This is a genomic window from Mucilaginibacter sp., from assembly GCF_965200995.1.
Classification (GTDB): Bacteria; Bacteroidota; Bacteroidia; order Sphingobacteriales; family Sphingobacteriaceae; genus Mucilaginibacter.
In genome coordinates this window covers 227,127-246,345 of the sequence record NZ_OZ241743.1, presented here as the reverse complement: position 1 = coordinate 246,345, position 19,219 = coordinate 227,127, and the positions used below count along the sequence as shown (strand labels likewise).

Genomic DNA, 19,219 nt, shown 5'->3' with positions numbered 1-19,219 from the left:
ATGGCCATCATCAAACTCACCACATTGATACAGGCGCCGCCGGAAATTTGCTTTAACCTGTCGCGCAGCGTAGATATACACCTTACCTCAATGCAGCAGTATCAAGAACAAGCTATAGCCGGTACTACCACGGGCCTCATGAACCTGCATGATACCGTTACCTGGCAGGCCCGGCACTTTGGCTGGCCATTTATCATGCAGGTGGCGCTAACCGAAGTACAGTTGCCGGTATTCTTTGCCGACCAGATGCGTAAAGGGCCGTTCAAAATGATGCGGCATTATCATTATTTCAAGCCGCATGGCAACGGCACCCGCATGACGGACGAATTTGTGTTCCGCTCGCCGCTGGGCTGGCTGGGCAGGGTGGCAGACGCGCTGATTTTGAAGCCCTACCTTACCCGGCTGCTGCTGCGCCGTAACCAAACCATTAAACAATTAGCCGAAGATCAACCCCATGAACACCTTAACACAAAACCCAACCTTTGTAACCCGGCGGCTTAGCCGCATCCGGCTGTGCATTTGGATCATTATTGCGGGGCTGGCGCTCAGTGGTATTACCGCCTTCCCGCTCGAAACCGAGCTGCACTGGCTCAGCGTCCATGCCGGCGGGCTACCGGCAGCCATGCAGGTTTGGTTACGTACCGTAACGCAAGCCCTGCACAATGTAAATAGTCGTTACCCTTTCCTTAGTTATGGTACCGACTGGCTGGCCTTTGCCCACCTGATGCTGGCGCTGCTGTTTGTGGGGCCACTGAAGGATCCGGTAAAAAATGTATGGGTGATAGAGTTTGGCCTGCTGGCCTGCGGCTTTATTTTGCCGCTGGCCTTTATTGCCGGCAGCATTCGCGGCATTCCGTTCTTCTGGCAGTGTGTGGATTGTTCCTTTGGCATCATCGGCTGTATTCCGCTGTTCATTGCCCTGCACCATATCAAACAACTGCAACAGGCGCATTTAACCATTATTGCCCGCGTATGAAACTGAAATTTCAACCTGTATATTTTGCCTTTGCCGTCGCACTGTTTTTGATTGAGGTGCTGATAGCCTTGTATATGCACGATGCCATCATCCGTCCCTACGGCGGCGATTTTTTAGTGGTGATATTTTTGTATTGCTTCGTGATGAGTTTTATACAACTGCCGGTAATACCGGCTGCCATAGGGGTATTACTCTTTGCCTACGCGGTAGAAGGGGCGCAGTATTTGCATTTAATTGATGTGCTGGGCCTGTCGCAATCCAGGGCGGCGCAGCTTATTTTGGGTTCCACCTTTATGTGGGGGGATATGCTGGCCTATACGCTGGGGGCAGGTTTGGTTGTGGTGGTGGAAAAAATGCGCAGCCCCACCCAAACCCTCCCCAGAAGGGAGGGATTTTAAAAAATATATATATTGTTAACAAAAGTCTCCCCTCCCCGGGGAGGGTTTAGAGGGGGCTTAATTAAGGTCAATATTAATAATTAGTCATTTCGACCGGCAGGAAGAAATCTTCTTCGGGTGACTGGTCTGCAGCAGAAGATTTCTCCCTGCCGGTCGAAATAACAACCTTTTGTCTTATGCATGCTGTAAAAGAAAATCAAAGTGAATTATCAAAAGCCCTCCCTAAAGGGGAGGGTGGGGAGGGGTTCGTTCACCCGCAGTCCATTGTGCGGCACATCTGGGGGAAGGCCGATACCATCCTGTTTATTTTTGCAGGGGCGGCGGCCGAGTTTGCGCTGAATAAGGCGGTAGACTGGTTGTACTTTACCGGCCGCCTCCCGGCCGACCCGCTGGCCCGGCTGTTCTCTACGGTGGAATACGCCCGCATGATCGTGTTTTCTACCGAACACGGCGCCAATCAGGCTATTGACCGCATTACCGCCATCCACCAGGGGGTAGAGCAGGCGCGCGGCGCACAGATACCCGACTGGGCGTACCGCGATGTGTTATTTATGCTGATAGACTACTCCATACGGGCGTATGAACTGCTGGAACGGCGGCTTACCCTTGCCGAACGCGAAGAAGTGTTTAACGTGTTTAACCGTGTAGGTACCCGTATGGGTATTGCCGGTTTGCCGCAAACCTATACCGAATGGGAAATTATGCGCAAGGCACACCTGCAGGATAACCTGCATAAAAGTGAGTTTACGGTGGATTTATACCGCCAGTACCGCAGGCATTTAGGCCCTGTACGCTACTGGCTGCTTAAACAGGTGCAGGTGCTTACCGTGCCTGCCGTAGTGCGCCAATACCTTGGGCTTACCGGCCCGCCGTTGCTGAAACAGGCACTCGGCCTGTACAAATTAAGCCGCCGCTTCCGCTTAGACTGGCTGGTGAAGGAAGCCCTGCTGCCATCCGCCTATAAAGCGCAAATACGCGGGCTGGACGCCCGGCCTGAATGAATACCCGGTTGAAAAATGCCTTTTCTCAGTTAAAGGCGGCTCTGAACGCTAATGGGGATTGATTGGTTTTGGTTTTAAAGAGTTTGCTAAAGGATTGTGAATGTTCAAAACCCAACTGGTAGGCAATCTCGCTTACTGATAAATTGGTGGTAGATAGTATTTCTTTAGCTTTCTCAATCAGCTTCTCGTGAATATGCTGCTGTGTAGTGAGGCCGGTAAGTGTTTTAAGTGTACCGCTTAAATAGTCGGGCGATACGGATAGCTGCCCGGCTATATAACCAACTGTTGGCAAACCTTTACGCAGCTGATTTGAACTGTTAAAGTACGCATTAAGCTGCTCATTAAGCCGGTCAAGAAGCTGGTGGTTCATTATCCTGCGGGTCATGAATTGGCGCTGGTAATAGCGTTCAGCATAGCTGAGCAACGATTCCAGCTGCGTAATGATGATGTCATGACTCAGGTTATCTAAATTATTCTGGTATTCCAGACTGATGTTATCAATAATTTGGGTTAGCTGAACCTCCTCCTTATCTGATAAGAACAGAGCTTCGTTAACCGAGTAATCAAAAAACTTATACTGCCTGATTTTTTTGGCGAGCGTGGTATTCCACAAAAAATCAGGATGAATGAGCAGCATCCAGCCCGATTGCTCCGGGCTGCTGTATTTCTGGGGATCAAACGCCGTAACTTGCCCCGGCGCCATAAAACTGAGCACACCTTCGTCAAAATCATACGCTTGCTGACCGTATTTGATCTTAACAGAAGCCTTAAAGCCCTTTTTTAAAGCTACACTATAAAAGCCGTACATAACAGTTCCCGGCAGGCCCTCAGGTACATGCTCAAACGGTTTAATCCTCATTACACTGATCAGCGGATGGTCATGTGCAGGCAGGCCCAATAAGCGGTGAAACTTGCTGATGGTTTTGATAGGGTACGGCTGGCTTTTTTCCATTCTGCAATTAAGCTATTTGTTCCGGTATATTTTTAATGCCCGCTCAACCGCTTGTTTGTACGACAATGGCTGGTGCGGCAGAATTTTCCGTATAGCCGATGGGTCGCCAATCAGATCTTCACCCAAACCATCTAAAGCACCTTTGATGGAGCCTTTGGGCGATTTAGCCAGGCGCTCAATAAGCGGTGCGGCCAGGCGCAACAGCGATAATGGAATATGAATTTTTCTGGGATGCCGATGCCCGGCCACATCAGCAGCCTGGTCAATCAACTGGTCGGCCGTCAGCACATCATCGCTGCCCACCTCATAGGTTTGCCCGTAGGTTCGGGGCTCATTCAATACACCGGTCAAATTGTATACAAGGTCATCAATGGCGATACAACGCAGCTTGCTTTTTCCGTTTCCTATCACCAAGGCGGTATTTTTCTGCGCGTTGGATAGCACCATATTAAACCCTTGTCCGCCTATGCCCACAATCATGCCCGGCTGTATCACAGTAACATCAAGGCCGCTATGCAGCAAATACTGCTGCACCTTCCATCTTCCCGTAGTCCAGGCGTCTTTTGAGTCTGCGGAGATTCCTAACGAAGTTACATAAATCAGGCGCTTTACATTTTGCGTGTTACAGGCTTTAACAATATTTTGCAGCCCCTCCATTTCAATGGCCATAAATTCCTGATCTGCCGTGCCGGAATGCTGAGGCGCCAGCGTATGGATAGAAACGTAAACAGCGTCCATGGATTTAAGCGCATCATGAACTGATGCATAATCCGTAACATCGCCTTTTACGATCTCGCAGCCCAGGTCGGCCAGAGCCTTAACCTTTTCAGGTTTACGTACCAGGCAGCGCACGTGGTAACCATCCGTCAGTAATTGCCGGGCCAGGTATCCGCCTACAAACCCGGAGGCCCCTATGATTAGCATACTTTTCATGTCTTATGTTTTTGTAACCACAAAGGTGGATACATCTTTAATTCTGCCTGTAGTAGAAACAGGTTTTGTTGTAGTCGAAATTTGCCTTTCCCCTGCCCATTTGCCTTTGCAGCATTTATCTTATGCAGTAAGCAACGTATTTATCCACTCCGCATTATCGCGGCTGGGCCGCAAAACTGCTCATGATCATAGGCGTGCTCAACGAGTGCATGAACCGCGACATCCGGGTACGGGCCATCAAGGATAATTACCGCCTCGGGAGGGACAAGATAAGCGGCAGCTTGAAATCTGTCTTCTTAACACCTGAGTCCGGCAGTGAGGCTTAAAAGTTTCCCTGCCGGGCGAGATTTAGCAGGGGCTTTCTTCGCTATCGCTTAAAAAGATACATTAGGAAATAGCAGCAGTGCAAACAAGCGCCGACAGTTATAACCGCCGAAAATGAACGAATCACAAAACCATTCAGCTAAATATTGATTAAATTATAAACAGGTTACTCAAAATCCAAACAATAAATTTAAAACAGCTACTTACACCGGCATCCGGCATGTTGCCGGTGAAAAACAGATAACCTATGAAAAAACTATTTACCATAACCGCCGGTGCCCTGCTTGGCACCCTGCTGCTCACCGCCCCCAAAGCCCATGCGCAAGACCCCATCATGGCGCTCGACCCCACGCTGATGGCAGGGTGGACGGGTAACACCGGTAACGCGGCATGGAGTAAGAGCCATCATAAGGCTGCTTCGGTAAAAACCAATTTTGCCTATACCTCTACACCCGCCCTGCGCCAGCGCACGGTAAGCAGCTTTGCCAAACGCATGCAAGGCCAGAATCAGGCAGGAGCACAGGCGCTCAGCACCGCCTTCGGGCCGGGCAAAACCGATTACGGGCAGGTATACCAGCAAATGCTCAAAACCTCGGCCCTGCATGATAACAACGCTGCCGATGCACTGGCGGGTTTGATGCTAACGGGTTATATGATTGTTAATAATGTAAAGGACGAGCAGGTAACACCCGCCATGGAGCGGGGTGCACGGGCGCAGGTAGCCGGTATACTGGCGCAAAACCCCCAGATCAAATCCTCTGCCGTTCGGGCGCAGATTGGTGAAGAATTTAAGCTGCAAACCATACTGCTGGCTTCGGGCTGGCTGCAATCCATAAAAAGCAATACCCAGCCGGCCTACCAGCAAGGCATAGCCGCAATGTTTCAAAACCAGTACCACATGGATTTGCGCAACTATAAACTTACCGCGCAGGGTTTCGGTAAAAAGTGATGTAAATGTTGCTTGAATCAGGATTTGACTTTCCCAGGCTGTCTTTTCTCATTTCTGTGATGAAATCAGAATGGCATTTGAGGGATGATAGCTATTGAGTTACACATTGCTGTCAGCGTTCATACACTGCGAACATCTGTGAACGCCGTTTTTCATACTGTACACGCCTCCCCGTGTGCACAAGTAGGCTCCAAATATGCCATTTATGGCAAATAATATTACTTTATTGACCTTTAATCGCCAATAATGAGCGTAAAAAGTTGTGTTTATACTGCCTTGTTCACCAGCTGTTGCCCGGTAGGGCACAAGTCAAGCAAAACACAGCGGCTGCATTCGGGCTTGTAGTGGTGGCAAATCTGCTGGCCGTGGCGCATCATTACCTGGTGGTTATCGTACATTTCCTGGGCGGTAAAATCGGGGGGCAGCAGGTTCTCCAGTACGCGGTTGGCCTTGCCCTCGCCAATTTTAGCCTCAATAATGCCCAGCCGCACCGCCACCCTGAAGTGGTGCGAATCCACCGGCAGCGCCTTCGCCCGCATATTGCTGAAGGAAAGTACCGCCGCACTGCTTTTTGGCCCCACGCCGGGCAAATCCTCCAGCCATTTCCGCGCGTCGGCCACGGGCATGTCGGAAAGAAAATCTAAAGTAAGTGAGCCATGCCGTTCGCCTATCAAGTGCAGTACCTGTTGTATACGCGGCGCCTTTTGCTCGGGCCAGGTGCAGGGGTGTATGGCGGCCTGCACTTCCGCTAAAGGGGCATCGCATACCGCTTCCCAGTTGCCAAATACCGCCATCAGATTTTTAAACGCCTGCCCCGAATCGCGGTTCTTGGTGCGGTGCGATAGCAGGGCCGATACCAGTTCGCTCAAAGGGTCCAAGTCATGAAAGTAGCTGATCTGCCGGCCGTATACCTCCGAAAGGCGGTGGTGTACTTCCAGTACAAATTCTTCTTTGGCGGCGGTAGCTGCTGGCATCAGGTTCTTTTTAGATAAATGCCGCTAAACGCTTTATGTCGGTAAACTATAGGTAACATCAGCGGCAAATAAACTTACCAAACACTGTGCCGCAATGCAGGCTGACTAAGGCTGACCTGTTTTTGCCAATTAAAATAAATCAGGATATGATGATTGATAAAAGAAGGGGAAATAGCAATGACGTATCAATACCTGCTTTGTACTAATTGCGTACTACATAGAAAAAAGAAATGAAAAGGAGTTGTGCCCAGAACGAGATTCGAACTCGTACATCCTTGCGAATGCCACCCCCTCAAGATGGTGCGTCTACCAATTTCGCCACCTGGGCCTGTAAAAGAAGTTGATGTGAGACTTAAGAAGCTGTTTAAAAATGATTCTAACCATTACTATTGCCAGTCGTCATTGCGAGGAACGAAGCTATCCTCAACTTACAGAACGTCCATACCTGTCGGAGATGGCGCCCGTTCCTCGCCATGACGCTCTTTTTTATTCGTTTTTAGACAGCCTCTAAGAGAAAAACTTATCCGCTTTAATAGCGAAAATGCAATACAGACAATGATCTGACATCTTACTTAAAGTACCAGGGATAGACTTGAATCATCAATAAAATCCGCAGCACCGCTCACATCGCGTTTGTTGGCTGCAAACATAGTAAAGTTTTTATAATTTTTTCAATACGGATTTTTATAACGCTTATTTATCAATTTTCACAGCAGCAATTACGTGTTCCTTTAATTTATACAATTCGTCAACTGACGCAATTTCGTAACGCACAATTGATTTGTCTTCTTTGAAAAACCCTATACTTAAGCGTTTGGGATTATTGAAAAACAAACGACAAATTGGTTTTCTATTATTATCATCAAGTAATATAGCGCAATAGCTTTGTGCATCTCGAAGTACGACTCTGGCCGGTTCAATATTCTCAGCAAGAATTGCTTTGATTATCATCCAAGCGTAGACTTCTTCTTCCGTCGTAACTATCTTACTTTCTTTATCTTCTTGCTCTTCCGCTACTGATGGTTGGATTATTACAGGTTGCTGTTTGTCTATATTCATTGAATCAACGTGCAATGCTGACTTCAAGCGGTCATTTATCTCATCAGCAATATATACTCCACAAGCTTTTTTAGTGATCAACTTGAATTGCTCAAGTACTTTCGCCGTTATTGTGGATGGATATACTTTACGTGTAAAATATTTTACGAACTCATCAGATGGTTCATTAAAATCTTGATTAAGCAGCTGCTTGATTTGATTTAAATACTTAAGCTCACTGGCTGTGTTAGTGATGTTATCGACGTTGAAATATGACTTGTGAAATTTTTTCAATTCCGCTATCTCGTTTTCTTTTATTTCTGATATTTTAAACTCAAAAAATGGTTTCTCATCCATTTTATTAGGTGTAACTAAATCAGTATAAAAGCGATATTCTAAGCCGTTGGTAAGCAAGCCGAACTTGGCATCGGTGGTATGAAAATATCTGAACAATTGAGAATTATGAGGATTGAGATCCTGCGTATAATGCTTACATTCAATTAATAAGATAGGTTTATTATCATTTAATATTGCGTAATCAACTTTTTCACCTTTTTTAATACCGATGTCCGCAACAAATTCTGGCGAAACTTCAAAAGGATTAAACACATCATATCCCAATAACTGAATAAAAGGCATAATGAGTGCATTTTTAGTCGCTTCTTCTGTTTGAATTTGAGGGCAAAGTTGTTCTACTCTTTTTGCAAATTGCAAAATACTATCTTTAAAATCCATTGTGATAAGTGATTATAGTTATTATTAATTTTGTGTTTGTTACAGTTTTTTCTTCACTAAAAACAGTGCCCTAGTCTCATCTACCAACACAGCGAAAGTCTCAAAATGCTACTTAACCTTGGGTCGTACCATTATTACAAGATTTGCTCAGCAATTCATAAATGCAATTCCTATTGGCTGTTGTAACGAGGAATAATTGGCACTCAAGTTAACACAATTATATTAATGAGAGTTAAAACTTTATTGAAATAAATTAATTTCTGCGGTTTATATAATCTTTCAGTTCAAATACACATTAAAGAAAAAGCCGTACTGTCTATATACAATACGGCTTAACTAAATTTTTACTTAGCGGGGACACATTAATGTGCCCAGGGAGAGACTCGAACTCTCAAGAGACAATTCTCAACGGCTTCTGAGACCGCAACGTTTACCAATTTCGCCACCTGGGCCTTTCCAGAAAAACAAAGTGTTAATTTTTGTTTCCTTTCGGGGTTGCAAATATAGCAGTTCAAACCAAATGCTCAAACAAATATAAAAATTATTAAAATTGATGTATGGCGACAGTAGCCGTATACTTGTTGTAACCAACTCAACAAACTCATGCTTAAAAAATTATCTTTCCTGGCGGTCTTACTGCTTTGCTTACAAGCAGCCGCCTTTGCACAAAAGGCCGACGATATTATTGGTAAGTGGCTAAACCCTACGGGCGAAGGCCAGATACAGATTTACAAGAAAGGCAGCCAGTATTTTGGCAAGCTGGCATGGATGAAGGCCCCTAATGATGAGGCAACCGGAAAGCCGAGAACTGACATCCATAACCCCGATGCTGCTTTGCACCAGCGCCCGCTGCTGGGCCTTGAGCTTTTAAAAAGCTTTGTACATGATGGCGATGACGTATATGAGGATGGCTCCATTTACGACCCCAAGAACGGTAAGACCTATAGCTGTAAGATGACGCTAAACGGTAATAAACTCAAAATACGCGGCTACATTGGCATTAGTTTGATTGGCCGTACCGAAGTTTTTACCCGGGTAAAATGAGAAGACTTATTATTTGTTTACTGCTGATAGCAGGTACCGCACAGGTTTATGCCCAGCGGATTGAGTTATTGCAGCAAGGCCGCAACTGCAGCTTACGCGGCTTATCGGTAGTGAACAATCAAGTGGCCTGGGTAAGCGGCAGCAGGGGTACGGTAGCCTTAACTACAGATGGCGCTAAAACCTGGAACTGGCTGCAGGTGAAAGGTTTTGAACAGTCAGATTTCCGGGATGTGGAGGCGTTTTCAGCTAAGGAAGCCATCATCATGAGTTCGGGTACACCGGCAGTGATGATGAAGACTACCAATGGCGGCATAAACTGGCAGGCGGTTTACCGTAATGAGGACAAAGCCTATTTTTTAGATGCAATGGATTTTACGCCTGATGGCAAACATGGCTTTGTGTTAGGTGACCCGATTGATAATAAATTCCTGCTGTTGGAAACGCTGGATGGCGGCGATACCTGGGCAAAATTCAAGTACCTGCCCAATGCGCTGCCGGGAGAAGCTGCGTTTGCAGCGAGCGGAACGTGCCTGCGTTTGAATAAAGACCATACCATAAGTATAGTTACCGGTGGCAGCACCGCCCGCTTGCTTAACCTGTACCGTTCTGCTACTGTATGGCAGGCATTTAATATTCCCATAGCACAGGGTAAGCCCAGCCAGGGCGCATTCTCACTAAGCAGTAATATTGCAGTAGTGGTTGGCGGTGATTATGCGCATGATAACCACCGCGATTCGGTATACTTTAATTTTTCTAAAACTCAAATCATTCCAGCTAAAAGTAATAATGCCGGTCCGGCTGGCTACCAGTCGTGCGTGGAATGGCTTAAACAAAAAACTTATTTATCTACAGGAACACCCGGCAGCAATCTGACTACAGACGGTGGCCAAACTTGGAAACAAATAGACAACACCAGCTTCAATGTGTGCCGGAAAGCCAAAACCGGTAACCTGGTTTTATTAGCAGGCGATCATGGTAATATTGCTGTTCTTAAAATATAGTACGCTGGCCATAATACAGTTGCCTGAACCGTTTACACAAAATGCAAATTGTATTTGCAGGCAAAACCGAAAAACTCTATATTTGCACCACTTTAAAACAAACGGTTAACCGTTTGCATTTAAAGGAAAATGATTCCGTAGCTCAGCTGGTAGAGCATTACACTTTTAATGTAGTGGTCCTGGGTTCGAATCCCAGCGGGATCACAAAAAAAGAAAGCCTTTCAAAGGCTTTCTTTTTTTACAGTTCTTTATACAAGTTGAATGAGTTTTACTCATCATGATTCCGTAGCTCAGCCGGTAGAGCATAACACTTTTAATGTTGGGGTCCTGGGTTCGAATCCCAGCGGGATCACTCAAAAGCAAAAACCGCCTGAAATATTATTTCAGGCGGTTTTTGCTTGAAAAGTACCGGATAAATCCGGAAGTGCAGTTTCTCTGGTTTAAGTACGATCAGGTGTTTTGCTGATAACTAAACTTAAAAGTAAATAAGTTAACAAGAAACGCTGCGCAATCCCGCTCTACTCCTGTACTAAGCAAAGTTTATTACTTGTTTATTTCAATGCGTAGTTGAGGTAACCGCCATCTGCTATAAGCTCTGTTCCTGTAATAAAACTTGCAGCATCAGAAGCCAAAAATAATACCGTACCGGCAATATCATCGGCTTCACCTAATCTTTGCAAAGCGGTAGCTGCAGCTAAATGGGCTTTTGCTTCCGCGGGCATAGCATTTTCCAATCCGGGGGTTAAAATCGGTCCCGGACTAACAATGTTTACACGGATTTTTCTTTCCGCCAATTCGTTTGCAGCAATTTTAGCGATTTTATTTAATGCTGCTTTGGTTGCGGAGTATACACCGGCTCCCAAACCAGAAGCTGTTGCAACTGCCGAGGAAGTGAATACTACGGCCGCTCCGTTTGCCAAATAAGGAATCAACTTCTGTAAGGTAAAGAAATGGCCTTTTACATTCGTATTGAACTGGGCATCAAAATCTGCTTCGGTGGTTAGTTCTATCGGCGCAAACTTTGCTATCCCTGCGTTAAGGAAAAGAACATCAAGTTTGTTTCCGCTTTCAGCAACTGCTTTCTCCAAAAATGAAATACCAGCCAGTTTTGATGTGTCCGAAACTACCGTCTTTAAGTTTGGGCTGTTTATTTCTGCGCTTGCCTTTTGCAGGTTTTCAGCGCTTCTCCCTGTAATCCATACGTTTGCCCCTGCGTTTATAAAAGCCTTTGCGGTTGCTAATCCAATTCCTGCGGTTCCGCCCGTTATAACTACATTCTTACTTGTAAAATTCATGGTTAAATTTTTATTGTTTACATGCAAACTTAGCGTATATAAGTTTATTTAAGTTACTTTGTAACCAAAAGTAACAGTAACGTTTGGGTAACCAGGTAACTTATGGATAACAAAGGATGTCATATAAAAATTAAAGCTGTACACGATGCAATGGACGTGCTGAACGGGAAATGGAAAATATCTATCATTTCGTCTATCTGCTATTACAGCATAAGAAGATTTTCAGACATTTTGCAGGATGTGGGCGGGATATCAAATAAAATGCTGAGCAAGGAATTAAAAGAGCTGGAAATGAATAGATTAATAACGCGAACTGTTTTAGATACTCAGCCGGTAACCGTTCAATATCAGCTAACAGAATATGGCAGAACATTACAGACCATCATCAATAATCTTTCGGATTGGGGAATAGAACATCGGAAAGTAATCATCGGGGACAGATAAAGGAAAAGAGCTTTTAATTAAACTGCGCCTTAACGCTGATCAGCATCGGTATGTTCGCCGGTATTGGTTTCTGTAATTTTACTCAGGTTATACACCATCTCTCCTTTTTCGTCGGGGCTGCCTTTCAGCAAGCCTTTATCAAAAAGCCCGGTCAGAATCTCCTCTGCATTTTTTTGTAGCTCAGCCTTGTTATATTGCTGATCCAACTGATGTAACTTGGTGGCAGTTTGTATAGCTGTACCTGCCCCTAATTGTGATAGGGCAAACAATACCTGGTTACGCATACTGTCATCGGCCGAAAAATGAGCCGGTATTACCAGCGGTTTGTATTCATCATGAAATAATTCATCTGCAATATCCATACTGCAATAACTTTCACCGGCTGAAATTGTTCAGTAACTGATTTTATTGCGTAATTATTCTGATTCAGCCATGATTAAAGCTTATGATTTGTATACCGGTGCCGACGGACACTCGCATTTTCAGGCAGGCACGGTGCAGGAACATCTGCTCACGGCGGTTAAGCATATTGATTTTAAGGAATCGCCTGCCGGGGCTGATTACAGCTGGCATACTGCACCGGTTGCCCAGTTTGTAATAACGCTGAGCGGCACGCTTGAATTTACCATGCACAGCGGAAAAACCTTTGTGTTACATCCCGGCGAGGTACTGATTGCCAGAGATACCACCGGAAGCGGCCATCTCTGGCGCCTTATTGACGACCAGCCGTGGCGGCGTGTATACATCCCCTTTGATGAACAGGCCCAGGTGAATTTTCTTCCGGATAAGGAACAACAGGTTTAACTTATCGTTGCCTGCTTTTTAAACTGTTGCTGGTAATACCATTCCAGCAGCAATACACCTTCCGGCCAGGTTAATCTGCCATCCGCTGCCACTTGTGCCAGCAACACCGACAGGCTGTGCAGAAAAACATTCTGTACCGGTTTGCTTAACCGGTTTAAGGTTTGCAGGCCGCAATGTACAAGTGTTGCACCATCACCATTGATGCAATTTTGAGTAAGCTGTAACTGTGTAAGTAACTGGGGTAAAGCGGCCCGTAGCGCAACAACTGCTAAATCATCCGCTTTGCCGGGTATAAGCGCCGTTATCAGATCGGCAACAGGTGAGTTGATATATTGCTTGATACGCTCGGTAATTTCAACCGCTGTACTTACGGCTGCTTTGGTATCGGGCGGCAGGTGCTGAAAAAGCGATTTCACCCAACTGGTTATTTTATTGATAATTGATTGCACTGACATAAGAACTATTATTAAAAAGGGAAAATTAATGGTGGAAGGATAAGCGCACAGGAGGCAGGCAGTAGTGGTTTCAGGCGTTAATGCTAACTGAAATAGGTGTGCTGCTTTATTGAGTGCTTGTGCCAAAAAATTATGAACGGTTTAAAAAGAGCAGCAGTTACTTCCTTGTTTTAAATTTGAAACGACGCCATGTTTTTGCACTCCATACCACGGCCCTTACCAGCCAGGAAACGGCAGTAAGGCATGAAACTACACAAGCTGCACATGCAGATATAGTTGCTACTATTTTCAGCGTGTCATCGGTAAGCATTATGCTTTTCATGGCGATTACGTAACTGCCGGCGGCAGAAATCAAACCCACCTCCGGTTTGTAGTTGAGGTAGTTGTAAACATATTTAACAAACGCATTCATTAGCTTAAAAATAATGCGCGCTCCCGTTCGCGCCTTTCGGAAAGCCCGGCACTTACCACTTTTCTTCGTGTCTGTTTATCCGTAACTTTATTCCATTTCAAAAACTGGTTTGCTGCAGCTGAATAGCTGGATTGATTTAAGTATTTCAGCAGGGTCGAGGCCTTTAATGCTCCGGTACCTGCATTGTAGGTGAAGGATACCAAAGCGTCAAACTGGTGCTGGCTGATTGGTACCTTTACCAGTGTGTTTACCGCCTGCTCATAACCGGTAAGCGTTTGCCGGAAGAGCTGATCGGCCACCTGCTTGTCGGTCAGGTGCTCGCCCGGCTTAACCGGGCGTCCATCTGCGTATTGGGTAGAGCCATAACCAATCGTCCACACCCCGGCATCGTCCTGATAGGCTTTCAGTCGTAAACCTTCAAAATTCTTAATCAGTTGTTCACCGGTGTTGCTCAATTTCATCATGAGAGATGGGTTTTAAGGGTTCGCATTGTTTAACAGCAAACTGGCTGACTACCGCCATAGTTCCACCGATACTGATAATGGCTGCGCAGCAGTTTTGTGGCAAGTAATTGAGCTGGGCAAGCTCAGTTCCCAAGGCTGCCAATCCTATCCCTAATCGTTGCAGCCACACAAAGAAGGCCGGCGTATCGGAAGTGATACGCTGCCATAAGCTATATTTTTTTTGCATAATTTGTTATTGAGTTAAAGTATAATCCCATACATAAGTGGTATTGGGTGCCAGGGCCGTTGAATTTCCGTTCAAGACCAGCGTGGTTGTTGTTGTAGTAAAATAAGGCGAAGCGTTACCGGTCAGGCTGGCCGTAACCGCATTCTTTGCGGCGGGATTACCGGCCGGGTGCGGCGCGCTACCGTAGGCGCTGTTAAATGTAAGAGTGGCAATCACGGCGCCGGCTGCCGGGCTGCTGCCGGTGGTCAAGGTAATGGTACCCGAAACATCAGTACCGCTGATGGTGATGGTTGGTGAAGCGCCTGCGCCTGTTCCTGCTGTTATTGTTGGCGCGGCAGACAAGCCTTTAAGGTGTACCATGCCCAGCGTACCATCCAGCGCCACGCCTGCTTTTTCTGCATAGCCTGCCGGATTGCCTGCACTGATGCCCGTTGCCGTGCCAACTGTAAATAGCCTGTTTGTACCTGTGCCTACCGTTACCGGGTTAACCGCTACTTGCAAGCCATACCAAAAAGCGGAACCTGATTGATTGAGCTGGTTATAAATAACCGCACCCTTGCCGTAACCTGCCGAATTACCAAAGGAACCCTGCATTAAGAAATTATTGAAGTTGCCGCTATTCGTATTGCCGTTATTGAAGTTAACGAATGACATATCCGTACCGCCGCCTGCTAAAAAGGCTGCTGAACGTGCGCCGCCGTTGCTGGTGGTAAAGTCGCGAACCGTTGATGCGCCGGTAGCATTTAAAGTACCCTGTACATCAAAGGTAAAACTGTTATTTACAGGATTGGTACCGTCTGAACGTACCGCAACACCTGCATTTGGAAAGATAGCGATCTGATTAGGCGTTGCCGTAATTCCGGTAGCCCCATTGCCAATATAGGCAGGCCATGCCGTTCCTCCTGATGCCGTATAAAATTTCAGGCCGAAGCTATTGGTCATGGTGGTGGTGCCGGAAGAACCGTAGCTGTATAACAATCCGCCATGAACATTATCTCCGTTTAACTGATAGGCAGACTGAAAACCCGTTGGAGTGCCCGAGCCGTTGAGCACTTTTATCACACCCGTGTTCGTGCCTATGCCAAACTCCTGGCTGTAATTAATAGGAGAACCCGCCAAAGTAGCACTGGCTGTATTTGCCCCTATTAGTCCATCCATTGTATAGTCGTAACTGCCGCGCTTTACAAAAGCGGTGTCTGTACGCGGTGTAATGGTGGTGCTGCCGTTAGCGATATTGTTGCCCCGGTAACCGCGCACATCAGCATAAGGTATAGCGGTGCTGCTGCTGATAAAAGGTGTAGTAGCAGACGTGTTTAAATGCGTGTTATTGGTACTTTGAAAATTACCCACCGTAGTACCTGTAAATTTATAAGGCGTGGCAATATGATTAGAATACCCGCCAATGGTTTTGAATGTACCAATACTCCCGCCTGTGCCTGAAAATATGGGCGCATCAGCATCGGCAGGTTTCTCTACGTGTGCTTTATCTATCACTAATTCACCTATGGCACCGCCTGAAAACAGGATGGCCGGATTGGTATTGGTGCCTGCGCTGTCAATACTGGTCAGATTGCTTACCGCCAGCCGCTTGATGTTCGTATAGGTTTGCCCTATATTAATCATAGGTGCGTTGTAGGCAAAGGCACGGCGGCCGATATTGCTGATGAGCACGTTATCAAACTGGCCTGCCATGCTGATGATGCCGGGCTGTATGGGGAACGTTACGCTTTTCTTCTGCACGTCCACATTGATGTTGCTGATGCTCAGGGTGCCGAAGTTACCTGTGCCGTCTGTGGTGGTGGCAAACTTGGTGGGGCTGGTGCTGGTGTAATTCTGATAGTAATTATCAGCCACAACCGCATAGTTCTGGGTGATCCCGTTCAAGTTATCAATGATACCCCGGTCAATCCGGCTTGCACCCGATAAGAGGCGCACCCCAAACTGTGAGTTATCAAAATAGTTATCCCGTATGGTATAATCGGTAATGGGGCCGGTGGCCTGAAAGGTATTGCCGGGCAGGGCATCGTCCGCATTTAAGGGAATGGCATCATCCGCTACACTGTACGTATTGCCGGTGATTTGAAACTTGCTGGTGCCTGCGCTGATGTGCTCCCCATCCGTATTTATTTGTCCCGAACCTGCTTTAATGATGCTGTTGGTTAGTGAGAAGTTAGTGCTGTTGACTACCCACCGTGCAAAAGTACGCGCACGGTATATGGTCATCTGGTCTAAAACCAGGTTCTTTACCGCACCGAAGCGCATACCCGATACCCAGCCTACCGTAGTGTTATCATGCACCTGTTTGATGCCGTTCATGTTCCATACCCCGCCACGTATCACAATATTGCTGTCTTTAATGGCACCTGTATAATTAAAGGCGGCATTCTGGAACATTTGCGCATTGGTACTATCCCTTAGTAGGGCACCCGCGCCGGGTAAGGCAGAAATTTCGGTATTGCTATATACCTTTAAAGAGCGCACAGATGCCTTTATGTCCCAAATTACACGTATAGGCTTACCGGCTGCCGCCTTGTTCAGTACAGATTGTATTTGAGTTGTGTAATCTGCGGTAGTTACAACGGCGTTCAATGATAAGTCCTGTGTGCCGTTTGTACCGATGACCTGTGAAAGCTGATAAGTACTGCGCGAGGTGTCCGCCTTGCCTGCTATGGCCGATGTATTGGCATCCTGCTGCGTTTTGGTGCCATAACCTGCCAAATCCACTAATCTGACCACATCATTGGGGCGAACAGGCGCGTCACCTATATAGATCTGCCCGAAATAGCTGAGATTCTCCCCGGATATGAATGCACCTGCCGAAACGCCCCTGTTAAAATTAAACACCCGGTTTTGCCGGTTGTAATAAAGCTGATCATAACCACTATCATATTGAAATAATATACTTTGCAATCCATCACTTTGGCTGTCTAAATATAAAGCATCGTTATAATGCTGTGATCTGCTAAAATAATTAGTGTTGTTTTGTTTAGCGTTCAATGCATTTAAACTATCCACATAATGCTGCGCATAACTTTGGTTCACAATTGTAGTGCGCAGCAGTTCCGGGTAGCGTACCATGCGGTCGGCTTTGCCATTGCCGTAATAGAGCCAGTTTTGACGGGTTGCAGTATCTGTGGAATTAACCAGATAACCTTGCTGCTGGGTGCTGGTTGCATTGCCTGGAAGGCGATCGCTTTGCCCATGAACCGCAGTTGCGCTTAATGAGAAAAATATAAAAAGGATAATATAGGAGTAGAACTTCATGGTTTAATTATTAATTGTAAATGACTGGTGGTTTTTGCGTTTTCATCTCCAGGTATATCAATGCTGATGCTGATGAGTTTTTGGTTAATGAACTGGCGCAGGAGTTGGATATCGGTTCGTTCACGCACCTGGTTGGTGCCTACTATCTCCTGCAGAATCAGGGTAGGGTGATCGCCGTAGTTTGCATAGGCCGACTGGTAGTTGCTGATATTGATAGGAGTGAGCGTACCAACCGGAAAATCAATAAGTACAGGAGGAGAAGGCGGGTGAATCAGTTCAATACCTGCAGACCAGCCACCATTTGTCTTAGGGCCAAATAAGGTATAAGTTAAGGTATTGATATAAAAATCACCATCCCTTCCCGATTGCTGATTGTCCGGGTCGGTAATCCCATTTAGTAATGTATTGCCGTTATTACCAGCAGCGCCGGTATCACCCTTTATTCCGGGCGGCCCGGCAGGCCCGCTTTGCATAGAGAATACCTGATACCAGTTGCCGCTATTTTTTTTGTAAAAAATGCCTGTGCCTGTGTTGATGTAAGTGTCTCCGTCTGAACCGGCTGCTGGTAAAGGCATGCCCAAGCCGTACAGTACCACGTTTGCTGACGAGATGGCGGCAGAAGCTGCCGGCGTGTAGTTGATTATCCAGGTACCGGCATTTTTTTGCGCCATGGCCCCGGTTGATATGTTAACGAATACATCGCCGTTCTTTCCGGTGGCATTCGGTGGCAGGTTCGCTCCAAAGGACAGATTCGCCCCTGTGTTCAGGTTATTGCCTACATATTGTAACAGTAGCGACATTGCAAACTGGTAATCCGTTCCGTTACTAACCAGCAGGCAGGCATCTGAATTACCGATGGCACTGGCCAGAGGCAGTTCACTTATTTTTTGATCATTTATCATTAGTAGAAATCAGGGTAAAGTGAAACGCTATAGTCATCGCTTAACGAGGTGCCCGAACGGTTATAATCAGTTCTGTCTACTGCACGGATACGCGGACCAGGTTGCCGGGAACTTGCATTTTTGCTGTTGTAATGCCAACGCGGAAAAAGCTGGTGGTGGTACTGCAAAAACTTTTCTGCATTGCGCAGGTGGGCATTGGCTACACTTCTTTGCTGTTGTACCAGCTTCATAATCTCCGCCGGCGCTAATGCTGTTGCATTGTCCTGGTGTTTAACTACAGGGCCAGCCGCAGTATAATGGATAGCATCCGCCTCAATAAAACGTGCAAAGGTTAAATATACCAGTGCAGGCGTTAAACCATCATAGCTGATGGTTGATCCGGCAGCGTCTGTATATTGGCAGCCATTATAAAGGTCATGGTAGGCTGGAGGAGCAGCAGTGTCAAGTGAATTATCAGCATTGAAATAACTTAACAAATCATAATACAGGCTATGGCCCAAAAAGGGTTTCAGATCAAGTTCTTGAGCTTTTTTAATAAATACCTGTAAGCGCTGCGGTTTAAGGTGAAGGGATATATCTTCATATTGCCTGAAGATGTCAATATCAATTAAATAAGGTGTGTTCATGG

The 19,219-nt window shown here is 46.3% G+C and carries 22 protein-coding genes and 4 tRNA genes; 11 read left to right on the top strand and 15 right to left on the bottom strand.

Going from position 1 to position 19,219, the window contains the following annotated elements; genetic code table 11:
- The 4 genes from ACY652_RS01280 to ACY652_RS01265 all read left to right on the top strand — a co-directional run bounded on the left by ACY652_RS01280 (position 1) and on the right by ACY652_RS01265 (position 2,375).
- Complete coding sequence (locus ACY652_RS01280) at positions 1-501, top strand: SRPBCC family protein (protein ID WP_462266111.1); 501 nt, start codon at positions 1-3, stop codon at positions 499-501.
- On the top strand, positions 455-976 hold the full coding sequence (locus tag ACY652_RS01275; protein WP_462266110.1) for a hypothetical protein: 522 nt from the start codon (positions 455-457) through the stop codon (positions 974-976). Before ACY652_RS01280 ends, ACY652_RS01275 begins: the two co-directional genes overlap by 47 nt.
- On the top strand, positions 973-1,374 hold the full coding sequence (locus ACY652_RS01270; RefSeq protein ID WP_462266109.1) for a ribosomal maturation YjgA family protein: 402 nt from the start codon (positions 973-975) through the stop codon (positions 1,372-1,374). Before ACY652_RS01275 ends, ACY652_RS01270 begins: the two co-directional genes overlap by 4 nt.
- A 176-nt stretch (positions 1,375-1,550) precedes the next feature.
- Positions 1,551-2,375 (top strand): oxygenase MpaB family protein, encoded by an 825-nt coding sequence (locus ACY652_RS01265; RefSeq protein ID WP_462266108.1) that lies wholly within the window; start codon positions 1,551-1,553, stop codon positions 2,373-2,375.
- A gap of 25 nt (positions 2,376-2,400) precedes the next feature.
- Here ACY652_RS01265 and ACY652_RS01260 read toward each other — a convergent pair whose 3' ends face one another.
- Both ACY652_RS01260 and ACY652_RS01255 read right to left on the bottom strand, forming a co-directional pair.
- Entirely contained in the window at positions 2,401-3,327 is a 927-nt protein-coding gene (locus ACY652_RS01260) for a helix-turn-helix domain-containing protein (RefSeq protein ID WP_462266107.1), read from the bottom strand.
- 12 nt (positions 3,328-3,339) lie between these two features.
- Positions 3,340-4,260, bottom strand: coding sequence for an SDR family oxidoreductase (locus ACY652_RS01255; RefSeq protein WP_462266106.1), 921 nt, complete (start codon positions 4,258-4,260; stop codon positions 3,340-3,342).
- A 571-nt stretch (positions 4,261-4,831) separates the two neighbouring features.
- Between ACY652_RS01255 and ACY652_RS01250 the strand changes: the two genes are divergently transcribed.
- The gene (locus tag ACY652_RS01250) at positions 4,832-5,533 is read left to right on the top strand and encodes a hypothetical protein (RefSeq protein WP_462266105.1); all 702 of its coding nucleotides are present in this window, start codon (positions 4,832-4,834) and stop codon (positions 5,531-5,533) included.
- A gap of 266 nt (positions 5,534-5,799) precedes the next feature.
- Here ACY652_RS01250 and ACY652_RS01245 read toward each other — a convergent pair whose 3' ends face one another.
- The 4 genes from ACY652_RS01245 to ACY652_RS01230 all read right to left on the bottom strand — a co-directional run bounded on the left by ACY652_RS01245 (position 5,800) and on the right by ACY652_RS01230 (position 8,732).
- Positions 5,800-6,507, bottom strand: a complete 708-nt coding sequence (locus ACY652_RS01245) for an endonuclease III domain-containing protein (protein WP_462266104.1) — start codon at positions 6,505-6,507, stop codon at positions 5,800-5,802.
- A 244-nt stretch (positions 6,508-6,751) separates the two neighbouring features.
- Positions 6,752-6,835, bottom strand: a tRNA-Leu gene (locus ACY652_RS01240).
- A gap of 365 nt (positions 6,836-7,200) precedes the next feature.
- Positions 7,201-8,280: a type I restriction endonuclease gene (locus tag ACY652_RS01235; RefSeq protein ID WP_462266103.1), complete on the bottom strand. Its 1,080-nt coding sequence runs from the start codon at positions 8,278-8,280 to the stop codon at positions 7,201-7,203.
- 368 nt (positions 8,281-8,648) lie between these two features.
- Positions 8,649-8,732, bottom strand: a tRNA-Leu gene (locus tag ACY652_RS01230).
- 151 nt (positions 8,733-8,883) lie between these two features.
- Between ACY652_RS01230 and ACY652_RS01225 the strand changes: the two genes are divergently transcribed.
- The 4 genes from ACY652_RS01225 (at position 8,884) to ACY652_RS01210 (ending at position 10,677) form a co-directional block, all read left to right on the top strand.
- The gene (locus ACY652_RS01225; RefSeq protein WP_462266102.1) at positions 8,884-9,324 is read left to right on the top strand and encodes a DUF2147 domain-containing protein; all 441 of its coding nucleotides are present in this window, start codon (positions 8,884-8,886) and stop codon (positions 9,322-9,324) included.
- A complete protein-coding gene (locus ACY652_RS01220) occupies positions 9,321-10,325 on the top strand; it encodes a WD40/YVTN/BNR-like repeat-containing protein (protein WP_462266101.1) in 1,005 nt (334 codons plus the stop codon). Before ACY652_RS01225 ends, ACY652_RS01220 begins: the two co-directional genes overlap by 4 nt.
- A gap of 131 nt (positions 10,326-10,456) precedes the next feature.
- Positions 10,457-10,529 (top strand) — tRNA-Lys (locus tag ACY652_RS01215).
- A 75-nt stretch (positions 10,530-10,604) separates the two neighbouring features.
- Positions 10,605-10,677 (top strand) — tRNA-Lys (locus ACY652_RS01210).
- A 199-nt stretch (positions 10,678-10,876) separates the two neighbouring features.
- Here ACY652_RS01210 and ACY652_RS01205 read toward each other — a convergent pair.
- The gene (locus ACY652_RS01205; protein ID WP_462266100.1) at positions 10,877-11,620 is read right to left on the bottom strand and encodes an SDR family oxidoreductase; all 744 of its coding nucleotides are present in this window, start codon (positions 11,618-11,620) and stop codon (positions 10,877-10,879) included.
- 102 nt (positions 11,621-11,722) lie between these two features.
- Between ACY652_RS01205 and ACY652_RS01200 the strand changes: the two genes are divergently transcribed.
- Positions 11,723-12,064 carry a winged helix-turn-helix transcriptional regulator gene (locus ACY652_RS01200; RefSeq protein WP_462266099.1) on the top strand — a complete coding sequence of 114 codons (342 nt, stop codon included), beginning with the start codon at positions 11,723-11,725 and terminating at the stop codon, positions 12,062-12,064.
- 29 nt (positions 12,065-12,093) lie between these two features.
- On the opposite strand, the gene ACY652_RS01195 is transcribed toward ACY652_RS01200, so the two are convergent.
- Complete coding sequence (locus ACY652_RS01195; RefSeq protein WP_462266098.1) at positions 12,094-12,426, bottom strand: hypothetical protein; 333 nt, start codon at positions 12,424-12,426, stop codon at positions 12,094-12,096.
- Positions 12,427-12,496: 70 nt separating this feature from the next.
- Between ACY652_RS01195 and ACY652_RS01190 the strand changes: the two genes are divergently transcribed.
- A complete protein-coding gene (locus ACY652_RS01190) occupies positions 12,497-12,868 on the top strand; it encodes a cupin domain-containing protein (protein WP_462266097.1) in 372 nt (123 codons plus the stop codon).
- Here ACY652_RS01190 and ACY652_RS01185 read toward each other — a convergent pair.
- The 7 genes from ACY652_RS01185 to ACY652_RS01155 form a co-directional block, all read right to left on the bottom strand.
- Entirely contained in the window at positions 12,865-13,323 is a 459-nt protein-coding gene (locus tag ACY652_RS01185; protein ID WP_462266096.1) for a hypothetical protein, read from the bottom strand. The two genes, ACY652_RS01190 and ACY652_RS01185, sit on opposite strands and share 4 nt — an antisense overlap.
- A gap of 157 nt (positions 13,324-13,480) precedes the next feature.
- Complete coding sequence (locus tag ACY652_RS01180) at positions 13,481-13,735, bottom strand: hypothetical protein (protein ID WP_462266095.1); 255 nt, start codon at positions 13,733-13,735, stop codon at positions 13,481-13,483.
- On the bottom strand, positions 13,735-14,199 hold the full coding sequence (locus ACY652_RS01175; RefSeq protein ID WP_462266094.1) for a lysozyme: 465 nt from the start codon (positions 14,197-14,199) through the stop codon (positions 13,735-13,737). Before ACY652_RS01175 ends, ACY652_RS01180 begins: the two co-directional genes overlap by 1 nt.
- Positions 14,174-14,425 carry a hypothetical protein gene (locus tag ACY652_RS01170; protein ID WP_462266093.1) on the bottom strand — a complete coding sequence of 84 codons (252 nt, stop codon included), beginning with the start codon at positions 14,423-14,425 and terminating at the stop codon, positions 14,174-14,176. Before ACY652_RS01170 ends, ACY652_RS01175 begins: the two co-directional genes overlap by 26 nt.
- A 6-nt stretch (positions 14,426-14,431) precedes the next feature.
- Positions 14,432-17,689, bottom strand: coding sequence for a beta strand repeat-containing protein (locus tag ACY652_RS01165; protein ID WP_462266092.1), 3,258 nt, complete (start codon positions 17,687-17,689; stop codon positions 14,432-14,434).
- A complete protein-coding gene (locus ACY652_RS01160) occupies positions 17,686-18,591 on the bottom strand; it encodes a hypothetical protein (RefSeq protein WP_462266091.1) in 906 nt (301 codons plus the stop codon). The genes ACY652_RS01165 and ACY652_RS01160 overlap by 4 nt, the downstream gene beginning before the upstream one ends.
- On the bottom strand, positions 18,591-19,217 hold the full coding sequence (locus ACY652_RS01155) for a DUF6712 family protein (protein WP_462266090.1): 627 nt from the start codon (positions 19,215-19,217) through the stop codon (positions 18,591-18,593). The genes ACY652_RS01160 and ACY652_RS01155 overlap by 1 nt, the downstream gene beginning before the upstream one ends.
- Positions 19,218-19,219 lie beyond the last annotated feature (2 nt).

Coding starts and splice junctions, on each gene's coding strand:
- ACY652_RS01280 (WP_462266111.1), top strand. CDS start 1: ATGGCCATCATCAAACTCACCACATTGATACAGGCGCCGCCGGAAATT.
- ACY652_RS01245 (WP_462266104.1), bottom strand. CDS start 6,507: ATGCCAGCAGCTACCGCCGCCAAAGAAGAATTTGTACTGGAAGTACAC.
- ACY652_RS01200 (WP_462266099.1), top strand. CDS start 11,723: ATGGATAACAAAGGATGTCATATAAAAATTAAAGCTGTACACGATGCA.
- ACY652_RS01170 (WP_462266093.1), bottom strand. CDS start 14,425: ATGCAAAAAAAATATAGCTTATGGCAGCGTATCACTTCCGATACGCCG.
- ACY652_RS01250 (WP_462266105.1), top strand. CDS start 4,832: ATGAAAAAACTATTTACCATAACCGCCGGTGCCCTGCTTGGCACCCTG.
- ACY652_RS01175 (WP_462266094.1), bottom strand. CDS start 14,199: ATGATGAAATTGAGCAACACCGGTGAACAACTGATTAAGAATTTTGAA.
- ACY652_RS01180 (WP_462266095.1), bottom strand. CDS start 13,735: ATGAATGCGTTTGTTAAATATGTTTACAACTACCTCAACTACAAACCG.
- ACY652_RS01235 (WP_462266103.1), bottom strand. CDS start 8,280: ATGGATTTTAAAGATAGTATTTTGCAATTTGCAAAAAGAGTAGAACAA.
- ACY652_RS01195 (WP_462266098.1), bottom strand. CDS start 12,426: ATGGATATTGCAGATGAATTATTTCATGATGAATACAAACCGCTGGTA.
- ACY652_RS01275 (WP_462266110.1), top strand. CDS start 455: ATGAACACCTTAACACAAAACCCAACCTTTGTAACCCGGCGGCTTAGC.
- ACY652_RS01165 (WP_462266092.1), bottom strand. CDS start 17,689: ATGAAGTTCTACTCCTATATTATCCTTTTTATATTTTTCTCATTAAGC.
- ACY652_RS01225 (WP_462266102.1), top strand. CDS start 8,884: ATGCTTAAAAAATTATCTTTCCTGGCGGTCTTACTGCTTTGCTTACAA.
- ACY652_RS01160 (WP_462266091.1), bottom strand. CDS start 18,591: ATGATAAATGATCAAAAAATAAGTGAACTGCCTCTGGCCAGTGCCATC.
- ACY652_RS01270 (WP_462266109.1), top strand. CDS start 973: ATGAAACTGAAATTTCAACCTGTATATTTTGCCTTTGCCGTCGCACTG.
- ACY652_RS01220 (WP_462266101.1), top strand. CDS start 9,321: ATGAGAAGACTTATTATTTGTTTACTGCTGATAGCAGGTACCGCACAG.
- ACY652_RS01255 (WP_462266106.1), bottom strand. CDS start 4,260: ATGAAAAGTATGCTAATCATAGGGGCCTCCGGGTTTGTAGGCGGATAC.
- ACY652_RS01155 (WP_462266090.1), bottom strand. CDS start 19,217: ATGAACACACCTTATTTAATTGATATTGACATCTTCAGGCAATATGAA.
- ACY652_RS01190 (WP_462266097.1), top strand. CDS start 12,497: ATGATTAAAGCTTATGATTTGTATACCGGTGCCGACGGACACTCGCAT.
- ACY652_RS01205 (WP_462266100.1), bottom strand. CDS start 11,620: ATGAATTTTACAAGTAAGAATGTAGTTATAACGGGCGGAACCGCAGGA.
- ACY652_RS01265 (WP_462266108.1), top strand. CDS start 1,551: ATGCATGCTGTAAAAGAAAATCAAAGTGAATTATCAAAAGCCCTCCCT.
- ACY652_RS01185 (WP_462266096.1), bottom strand. CDS start 13,323: ATGTCAGTGCAATCAATTATCAATAAAATAACCAGTTGGGTGAAATCG.
- ACY652_RS01260 (WP_462266107.1), bottom strand. CDS start 3,327: ATGGAAAAAAGCCAGCCGTACCCTATCAAAACCATCAGCAAGTTTCAC.